Below are 7,777 nucleotides of genomic sequence, written 5' to 3'. Positions count from 1 at the left end.
GCAGTCCCTGCCCGGCAACCCCGACTGGGAGATCACCGACCCGGGCCCGGACGGCGCCATCGAGGGCTTCGCCGACCGGGTCAGCGTGCTGCCCGGCGAGTCCTTCGGTCTGCACGTCTCCACCCCCGCCGCCGCCTTCAGCGTCTCCGCCTACCGGATGGGCTGGTACGACGGCGCCCGCGCCCGCCTGGTCTGGCGCGGCGAGCACGTCCCCGGCGCCAAGCAGCCGGCCCCCCACGTGGACCAGGCCACCCGCACCGTGCTGACCGGCTGGCAGCGCAGCCTCACCGTGGACACCGCCGGCTGGCCCGAGGGCGCCTACCTGCTGCGCCTGGACGCCGAGGACGGCTCCGGCCGCCGCTACGTCCCGCTCACCGTCCGCTCCGCGACCACCGCCGGCCGGACGGTCGTCATGAGCGCCCCGGCCACCTGGCAGGCGTACAACGAGTGGGGCGGCTACAGCCTGTACAACGGCCCGTCCGGCACCCTGGCCACCCGCTCGCTGCGGGTCGTCTTCGACCGGCCGTACGACTACGACCACGGCGCCGGGCTGTTCCTGGTCTACGAGGCGCCGCTGGTCGCCCTCGCCGAGCGGCTCGGGCTGCCGCTCGCGTACACCACCGGGATCGACGTGGCCCGCGACCCCGGGCTGCTGCACGGCGCGAGCGCCGTCCTGTCACTGGGCCACGACGAGTACTGGTCCCCCGAGCAGCGCGCCAACGTGGTCGCGGCCCGCGACGCCGGGACCAACCTGGCGATCCTGGGCGCCAACTGCTGCTACCGCCGGGTCCGCTTCGAGCCCACCGAGCTCGGCCCGGACCGCACCGTGGTCTGCTACAAGGACGCCTGGGAGCAGGACCCGGGCCGGCAGAACGGGGCGCCGGCCACCACCGACTTCCGGACCGGCCCGGGCGCGGACCCGGAGAGCTCGATGCTCGGCGTGATCTACGACGGCTACCCGGTGGACGCCCCGTACGTGGTCGGCTCGCCCGACCACTGGGCGTTCGAGGGGACGGGCGTGGCGGCCGGAGCGTCCTTCCCGCACCTCGTCGGCGTCGAGTACGACCGGGTGAACACCGCCTTCCCCACCCCGCGCCCGATCGAGGTCATCGCCCACTCCCCCGTGGTCTGCGAGGGCCGCCGCTCCCACTCCGACACCGCCTACTACACCGTGCCGAGCGGCGCCGGGGTCTTCGCCACCGGGACGATGCGCTGGGTGGAGACACTGGAGGCGCGCGGCCCGGGCGGCGGCAAGGCCGACCACGGCATCGACTCCCACGCCGGGGACTTCGTCCGCAAGGTCACCGAGAACGTCCTGCGCGCCTTCGCCGCCGGCCCGGCCGGGCACACCCACCCTGCTCAGGACAACCTGGCCACCGTCTACGGCACGGCGTAGCGACGCGACGGATCGTCAAGGGTTTCTCCGGATGTGTCTTTTGAAATGACCGGCAGCCTGCCACAAGGCCCCATCGCGGTCGAACCGAATTTCGGCCCGCGGTGGGCCCGGGTAGTCCGAGGCCCCCGGCTGGAGGACCCTGTCAACCCCGATACACTCGCACGGTCTCATCCAGAGCAGGCGCGAGGGAAACAGAACATGGTCGAGGCCTCCCCGAAGGTCGTTGTCGTCGTCCCCACGTACAACGAGCGGGAGAACCTTCCGGTCCTCGCCGGGCTCCTCGCGGAGCTCCCGGTGCCGAACCTGCACCTGCTGGTGGTCGACGACAACTCCCCCGACGGCACCGGCGAGATCGCCGAGAAGCTCGCCTCCGACTCCGGCGGCACCGTCGGCGTTCTGCACCGCACCGAGAAGAACGGCCTCGGCCGCGCCTACCTGGCCGGCATGGCCCGGGCCCTGGACGAGGGCGCCGACGTCGTGGTCCAGATGGACGCCGACCTCTCGCACCCGGCCTCCGCGATACCCGCGATGGTCGAGACCCTGCTCACCGGCGAGACCGCCGTGGTGCTCGGCTCCCGCTACGTGCCCGGCGGCTCCACCGCCGCGGAGTGGCCCTGGCACCGCAAGGCGCTCTCCGCCTGGGCCAACTTCTACGTCAACACCATCCTCGGCCTCGGCGTCCGGGACGCCACCGCCGGTTTCAAGGCCTGGCGGGCCACCACCCTGCGAGCCATCGACCTGCCGACCGTGCAGAGCAACGGCTACTCGTTCCAGGTCGAGATGAACTACCGGGTCGTCCAGCGCGGGCTGACCATCCGTGAGGTGCCGATCCGCTTCGAGGAGCGGATCGAGGGCATGTCGAAGATGAGCATCGGGGTGCAGGTCGAGTCCGCGCTCGCGCCCTGGAAGCTGCGCTTCAACCGCGACTAGCCACCGGAAGCGCAGCTCACCCGGGCCGCAACTCGGCCTTCCGCCGCGGTCATTCGGGTAACTCGGGGACGGGGCGGCGGTGTGAGCGGCGGCGGCGGGGAAGAAGGCCGTCATGGCCCTTCTCCCGGAGTCCCTCACGACGCTGGTCCGCCGCGGCGCCCGAGACCCCTTCGTGGTGCAGACCCTGCGGGCCACCGTGGCCGCCACCCTCTCCTACGCGGTGGCGACCCGGCTCAGCAGTGAGCCCGCGCCGCTGACCGCTCCGCTCACGGCGCTGCTGGTGGTGCAGGTCACCGTCTACTCGACGCTCAAGACCAGCATCCGCCGGGTCAACTCGGTGGTGGTCGGGGTGCTGATCGCGATCGGCTTCAGCGCCGTGGTCGGGCTCTCCTGGTGGAGCCTCGGGCTGATCGTCCTGGCCTCGCTGGTCATCGGCCGGTTCGTCCGGGTCGAGGAGTTCGTCCAGGAGGTCGCGATCAGCGCGATGTTGATCCTGGGCGTCACCAGGCTGGCCTCGCAGGCCTGGGACCGGGTGCTGGAGACGCTGATCGGCGCCGCCGTCGGCCTGCTGTTCAACCTGCTCTTCGCCCCGCCGGTGTGGGTGGACACCGCCGGTGAGTCGATCGAGGACCTCGCCCGGCGGGCCCGCCAGCTGCTGCTCGACATCTCAGAGGAGCTCGGCCGCCCCACCCCGGTGGCCCGGGCCGCCGAGCGGCTGCACGAGGCGCGCCGGCTCGACCAGGCGATCGCGGACGTGGACGCGGCGCTGCGCCAGGCCGAGGACAGCCTGCGGTTCAACCCGCGGATCAGCGAGGGGCTGCTGTCCCGGCTGGTGCTGCGCACCGGGCTGGACACCCTGGAGATCTGCGTGGTGGTGATCCGGGTGCTGGCCCGTTCGCTGACCGACCTGGCCAAGCGGCGCGGGCCCGGTGAGCGGCTCTTCCCACCGGAGGTCGCGGTGGGGCTGGAGGAGTTGCTGGCGCACGTCGGCGGGGCGATGGTCAGCTTCGCGGTGCTGGTCACCACCCAGGTGAGCCGCAGCGCCGAGGAGGCCGAGGAGCGGCTGACCGCCGAGCTTGCGGCGGCCTGGGTCTGCCGGGAGAACGTCGCCCAGGTGCTGCTGCGCAAGGTCCAGGAACACCCGGAGGCCTGGCAGTTGCACGGCTCGATACTGGCCGAGGTGGACCGGATCCTGGACGAGCTGGACCTGGAGCACCGCAGCCGGCGGCTGATGGAGGAGCTGGACCGGGCCTCGGTGGCGAGCCGCGAGCGGTTCTCCCGGTTCGCCGGGCTGCGGCGCTACGTCCGGGGGTGAGCGGCGGGCCACTGAACTGGGGCGCCCGGCGGCGGAGGCCGGGCGCTGATCCGGTTCCGGCCCGAAGGGCACCGACGGCCTCAGGGCATCAGCCAGGGGTGCTGCGGCAGCGGATGCCCGGTCTCCAGGTAGGTCTTGAGGTTGGACAGTACCGCCGACCAGCCCTGTTCGGAGTCCGCCCGGGCCTCTTCGTCGCCCAGGTTCTCGTGGGTGACGGTGAGCTGGGTGAGGCTCTGCCAGTGCTGGAGCTCGAAGGTCACCCGGGACGGCCAGCCGGACCGCGCCTCCTGCGGTCCGGCCCAGGTGATGACCAGCCGGTGCGGGCGGTCGGACACCTCGACGGTGCCGATCACGTCGGCGCTCCCGGAGCCGTCGTCGCGCTGGTGCTCCCAGGGTGCGCCGGGCAGCCAGGTGGAGACGTTGCGGTGGCCCCAGTAGAGGCCGGACTCGTCGGCGTTGGTGAGCGCGTGCCAGACCCGCTCGGGGGTGGCGTGCAGGTAGACGATGCCGCGGTGGGTGTAGTCGGTCACGGCCTCAGCCCCTGGCCGCGTCGAGCAGCTGCTGGATCTCGATCTTCTGCATCCGCATCATGGCGGCCGTCACGCGGTCGGCCTTGGCGCGGTCCGGGTCGGCGAGCAGGTCCAGCAGGACGCGCGGGGTGATCTGCCAGGAGAGGCCGAAGCGGTCCTTGAGCCAGCCGCACGGGCCCTCCTGGCCGCCGTCGGCGGTGAGCTTGGCCCAGAGTTCGTCGACCTCCCGCTGGTCGTCGCACTCCACCTGGAGCGAGACCGCCTCGGTGAAGTGGAACTCTGGGCCGCCGTTGAGGGCCACGTACTCCCGGCCGGCGAGCTCGAACTCGACGGTCATCACCGAACCGGCGGGGCCGGGGCCGCTCTCGCCGTAGCGGGTGACCTTGGTGACGCGGGAGTTGGGGAGGAGGGAGGTGTAGAGGGCGGCGGCCTCTTCGGCCTGGTCGTCGTACCAGAGGAAGGTGGTGATCTTCTGCATGGGCCCGACGGTAGCGGCGGGGTCCACCGGGGCGGCCGAGCCACGGCCGGGGGTCACCGGTTCGGCGCCCCCGGCCGCGCGGCCCGTTGAGTCAGTGCACCCAGCCCGCGTAGCGCCGGGTGAAGCGCTGGCCGGTGTGGGCGGTGACCACGACGTCGTAGCGGCCCTGCGCGTCCAGCGGCCACGCGAGGTTGACCTGCTGGCCGGGCTTGACCCAGACGGTCTGCGCGGTGCCCGCGAAGTCGTTGGGCTCGGCGGTGAAGGCCACGTCCGTCATACCGTCGTTGGCCACCTGGAGGGTCAGCTTCAGGTGGCCGTGCAGGTCGACGGTGACGATCGGAACGCCGATGTCGTTCTGGCCGTCCTGCCCGTCGCGGACCACCGTGCCGGCGAAGCGGCGCACGAAGCCGTCCGGGCCGTGGACGGTGAAGTCGTAGCGCCCGTTGGTGGCGGCGGCGTCCCAGACGTACCGGGCGCTGGCACCGGGGGCGACGGTGTACGGGGTGCCGGTGAAGGGCAGCAGGACGTTCGGGTAGACGGTGTACGGGAACGCCACCGAGCCGTCGTTGCTCATCGTGCAGGTGACCTTGCCGGTCTTCCGGTCCACCTCGGCGTCGGCCCACGGCTGGTACGGCAGCGGGCGGTGCGGGCGCTCGCCGCGCTCCTGGACGGGCATCGACTGGGCGCCGACCGCCGGGAGCGCGACACCGGGCAGCTTGGTGCCCGCGTCGGCCCTGGCCATCAGGGCGTTGGTGTCGGGAAGCGTCGGGATCGTGAGGTCCGGGGCGGCGAAGTCGAAGCAGCTGGTGAGGTCGCCGCAGACGGCCCGGCGCCAGGCCGAGATGTTGGGCTCGGCCACCCCGGTGACCAGCTCCATGAAGCGCAGCACCGAAGTGTGGTCGAACACCTGGGAGTTGACCCAGCCTCCGCGCGACCAGGGCGACATCACCCAGAGCGGGACGCGGTTGCCGAGGCCGATGGCCCGTCCGTGGGTGAACTCCTCCGCCGTCCCGGGCTCGGGGGTGGGCGGGACGACGTGGTCGAAGTAGCCGTCGTTCTCGTCGTACATGACGAGGAAGACGGTGTGCCGCCAGACCTCCGGGTTGGACATCAGCGACTGGAGCGCCTGGTTGACCCAGTGCGCGCCGTAGGCCGGGCCGGCCTCCGGGTGCTCGGAGAACAGGTAGGGCGCGACCAGCCAGGAGACGGTCGGCAGGGTGCCGTCCTTGCAGTGGCGGTCGAAGTCGGCGGGGTCGAACTTCGTCATCGCGTTGACGTAGCGCGGGTCGTCGTGCGGGAAGGCGTGGAACTGCTTGAAGTAGGAGAGGGCGTTGTCGTCGTAGTCGCCGGTGCGGTCGTCCTTGCTGGGGTTGTGGTAGACGCGCCAGCTGACGCCGGCCGCCTGGAGGCGCTCGGCGTAGGTGGTCCAGTCGGCGACGGGGTTGTCGGTGACCGGGGTGTTGTCGATCCAGGGGCCGGTGGTGCCGTCGCGGCCGGGGCCGGCCGTGCCGCTCCACAGGTAGAGACGGTTGGGGTCGGTCGGGCCGGCCAGTGAGGTGAAGTAGGCGTCGCAGACCGTGAACGCGTCGGCCAGGGCGTACTGGTAGGGGATGTCGTCCCGGGTGAAGTAGCCCATGGTGCGCTCGCCCTTGGCGGCGATCCACTTGTTCATCGCGCCGTCGTTGATGGCCTGGTGGCCGGTCGCCCAGTCGTGGGCGAGGCCGCCGGCGTTCTGCGCGTTGTACTTGGAGGTGTCCATCCGGTACGGCAGCATCACCCCGCCGTCGCCGCGGCGGCCGTCGGGCTGGCGGAACACGTCGGTGCCGTCCGGGAACCGCAGCGCCTGCTTGTCGCCGTAGCCGCGGACGCCGCTGAGCGTGCCGAGGTAGTGGTCGAAGCTGCGGTTCTCCTGCATCAGGACGACGACGTGCCTGACGTCCTTGACGGTGCCGGTGAGAGCGGCGTCCTTGGCGGGAGCCGCCTCGGCCTGGGTGGCGGCGAGGCCGGTCAGGGCGGTGGCGCCGACGGCCGCGGTGGCGCCGACGAAGGTGCGGCGGGAGAGCTCGGGCATCACGAACTGGCCTCTCAGAGCTGGAAGGTGGCGACGGCGGCGGCGGTGTCGGAGGGCCACTCGTCGGCGGCGGAGTTCGGCTCGGGCTGCGGCCAGTCGGCGACCAGGGTGTGCGCCTCGACCAGCTTCAGCGCGCCGGCGTACAGGACGTAGTCGATCCGGTCCTGCGGCTCGGGCCGGTCGCCGCGCCGCTTTCGGGTGGGCGACCAGGTGGTGCCCGGGGCCTTGGCCGGGTCGCGGTACTCCTCGCGGAAGGTGTCGGTCAGCCCGGCGCCCCGCAGGGCCGCGGTGACCGGCCAGTCGAACGCGCCGACCCCGCCGTGGGCGGCGGCGGTGGCGGCCGTCCAGTCCAGGTGGGAGGGCGAGGAGAGCGCGCCGGCCAGCACCAGCGGGATGCGCCGGGCGACGTCCGCCCGGACGGCGGCGGCCAGCGCCTTGGCCTGCCGGACCCGGAGCGAGGCGTTCTCGGCGGCCAGCACCTGGGCGGCGGTGCCGCCGTCCTGGACGGCGTACGGGCCGTAGCCCGTCTCGTCCAGGTGCGCGGCCCAGAAGCGGACGCCGCGGCCGCCGGGCAGCTGGACGGTGGCCGCGGCGGCGGGCAGCTCGGCGGTCGGCGCCGTCACGTCGGTGAGCGGGTGGCGGCTGAGGATGCCGACGCTGCCCGGGCTCTGGTAGGCGTGCCAGCCGAGGGCCTCGGCGAGGGTGCGGGCCCGCTCGCCGGCCGTCTCCTGGAGGGCGATCACGTCCAGGCCCTGGGCGAGGACGACGCGCAGCTGCTTCTCCAGCGCGTCGGTGTAGCCGGAGCCCGCGTCGTGCAGGTTCCAGCTGGCGGCCTTCAGCCGGAGCCGGGCGGCCGGGTCCACGACGGGGACCAGGACGGTGACGGTGTCGGTGGCGCCCGCGCTGTCCTTGACGCCGACCACGACGAGCTCGGGGTTCTTCCCGGGGGCGGCGGGCGCGGTGCCGGTGATCGTGCCGTCGGCGGCGACCGAGGCCCAAGCCGCGCCGCCGGCCTTGCGGTAGGAGGCGATGCCGGGGCGTTGCCCGCCGGGCGGGA

7 protein-coding genes are annotated in these 7,777 nt (G+C 72.9%); 3 read left to right on the top strand and 4 right to left on the bottom strand.

The genetic code is table 11. The features are described 5' to 3' along the window. The first annotated feature begins 7 nt into the window (after positions 1–7). The 3 genes from J0670_RS23630 (at position 8) to J0670_RS23620 (ending at position 3,641) form a co-directional block, all read left to right on the top strand. On the top strand, positions 8–1,396 hold the full coding sequence (locus tag J0670_RS23630; RefSeq protein WP_243437416.1) for a N,N-dimethylformamidase beta subunit family domain-containing protein: 1,389 nt from the start codon (positions 8–10) through the stop codon (positions 1,394–1,396). A gap of 198 nt (positions 1,397–1,594) precedes the next feature. Beyond that, entirely contained in the window at positions 1,595–2,326 is a 732-nt protein-coding gene (locus J0670_RS23625; protein ID WP_207813661.1) for a polyprenol monophosphomannose synthase, read from the top strand. 112 nt (positions 2,327–2,438) lie between these two features. Then, complete coding sequence (locus J0670_RS23620) at positions 2,439–3,641, top strand: aromatic acid exporter family protein (protein ID WP_207813660.1); 1,203 nt, start codon at positions 2,439–2,441, stop codon at positions 3,639–3,641. Positions 3,642–3,721: 80 nt separating this feature from the next. Here J0670_RS23620 and J0670_RS23615 read toward each other — a convergent pair whose 3' ends face one another. The 4 genes from J0670_RS23615 to J0670_RS23600 form a co-directional block, all read right to left on the bottom strand. Then, the gene (locus tag J0670_RS23615) at positions 3,722–4,171 is read right to left on the bottom strand and encodes an SRPBCC domain-containing protein (RefSeq protein ID WP_207813659.1); all 450 of its coding nucleotides are present in this window, start codon (positions 4,169–4,171) and stop codon (positions 3,722–3,724) included. 4 nt (positions 4,172–4,175) lie between these two features. Beyond that, entirely contained in the window at positions 4,176–4,649 is a 474-nt protein-coding gene (locus J0670_RS23610; RefSeq protein WP_207813658.1) for a VOC family protein, read from the bottom strand. 91 nt (positions 4,650–4,740) lie between these two features. Continuing rightward, entirely contained in the window at positions 4,741–6,720 is a 1,980-nt protein-coding gene (locus J0670_RS23605) for a phosphocholine-specific phospholipase C (protein ID WP_207813657.1), read from the bottom strand. A 14-nt stretch (positions 6,721–6,734) separates the two neighbouring features. Then, the coding region (locus J0670_RS23600) for an endonuclease/exonuclease/phosphatase family protein (protein WP_207813656.1) at positions 6,735–7,777 on the bottom strand (1,043 nt) is incomplete at its 5' end.

This window comes from Streptomyces sp. FH025 (genome assembly GCF_017427025.1).
Lineage (GTDB): Bacteria > Actinomycetota > Actinomycetes > Streptomycetales > Streptomycetaceae > Kitasatospora.
The sequence above is the reverse complement of the archived record's forward strand: the minus strand, read 5'-3'. Positions and strand labels throughout refer to the sequence as shown.